This is a genomic window from Streptomyces sp. NPDC014991 (assembly GCF_043080665.1).
GTDB lineage: Bacteria > Actinomycetota > Actinomycetes > Streptomycetales > Streptomycetaceae > Streptomyces.
Genome location: NZ_JBIBVY010000064.1, coordinates 1 through 1,293, shown reverse-complemented (window position 1 = coordinate 1,293; position 1,293 = coordinate 1). Strand labels below are relative to the sequence as shown.

The window sequence follows — 1,293 nt, the reverse complement described above, 5'->3', positions numbered from 1 at the left end:
ATGACGGGGAAGTGGAACGCCATGTGGCACTCGTCGCCGCCGGCCTGGAAGTCGCCGAAGTAGTCGACGACGTCCTCGGGCCACTGGTTCGCCTCCGCCAGCAGCACCGTGTCCGGGTACATCGCGTCGATCTCGCGGCGGACCCGCCTGAGGAAGGCGTGCGTGGCGGGCAGGTTCTCGCAGTTGGTGCCCTCCTCGGCGTAGAGGTAGGGGACCGCGTCCAGGCGGTAGCCGTCGATGCCCAGGTCCAGCCAGAAGCGCAGAGCGGCCAGGACCTCCTCCTGCACGGCCGGGTTCTCGTAGTTGAGGTCCGGCTGGTGGGAGAAGAAGCGGTGGAAGTAGTACTGGCCGCGCACCGGGTCGAAGGTCCAGTTGGACACCTCGGTGTCGACGAAGATGATGCGGGCGTCCTGGTACTGCTTGTCGTCGTCGGCCCACATGTAGTAGTCGCCGTAGGGGCCGTCGGGGTTCTTGCGGGACTCCTGGAACCAGGGGTGCTCGTCGCTGGTGTGGTTCACGACGAAGTCGATGATGACGCGCATGCCGCGCTGGTGGGCGGCGTCCGCGAACTCCACGAAGTCGGCGAGGTCACCGAACTCGGGCAGCACGGACGTGTAGTCCGAGACGTCGTAGCCACCGTCCTTCAGGGGGGACTTGAAGAACGGGGGCAGCCACAGGCAGTCCACGCCGAGCCACTGGAGGTAGTCGAGCTTGGCGGTCAGCCCCTTCAGGTCGCCGACGCCGTCGCCGTTGCTGTCGTGGAAGGAGCGGACCAGGACCTCGTAGAAGACGGCGCGCTTGAACCAGTCCGGATCCCGGTCCCTGGCGGGGGTGTCCTCGAAGGTGTCCGGTACGGGATCGTTGATGGTCATGACGCTGCGGGCCCTCCGATCTGGGGCGTCGACCGCCCGACGTGGAGCACGTGCGCCGGCGTCCGGCCGGGCGTGAGACGCACGTAGTTGGTCCTGCCCCAGCGGTACGTCTCGCCCGTCAGTTCGTCGTGCACGGACAGGGCTGCGTGCCGGTCCGGGCCGAGTTGCGGCATGTCCAACGAGACCGTCGCCTCCTGGGTGTGATGGGGGTCGAGGTTGACGACCACGACGACCGTGTCCGTACCGGTGGTCTTGCTGTAGGCGAGCACGGCATCGTTGTCGGTCTGGTGGAACCGGAGATTCCGCAGGCGCTGCAGCGCGGGGTGCCGGCGCCGGGCGGTGTTGAGGCGGGTGATGAGGGGGGCGATGGTGCGGCCCTCGCGTGCGGCGCCCTCCCAGTCGCGGGGCCGCAGCTGGTACT

Annotated in this window: 2 protein-coding genes; both read right to left on the bottom strand. The window is 68.1% G+C overall.

Annotated features, from left to right (window positions below):
• Nucleotides 1–872 (bottom strand): alpha-amylase family glycosyl hydrolase (locus ACF1BE_RS35075; protein WP_392203034.1); only part of this gene is annotated, 872 nt, incomplete at its 3' end.
• A partial coding sequence (locus ACF1BE_RS35070; protein ID WP_392203033.1) for an alpha-glucosidase C-terminal domain-containing protein occupies nt 869–1,293 on the bottom strand: 425 nt, incomplete at its 5' end. The genes ACF1BE_RS35070 and ACF1BE_RS35075, both read right to left, overlap by 4 nt.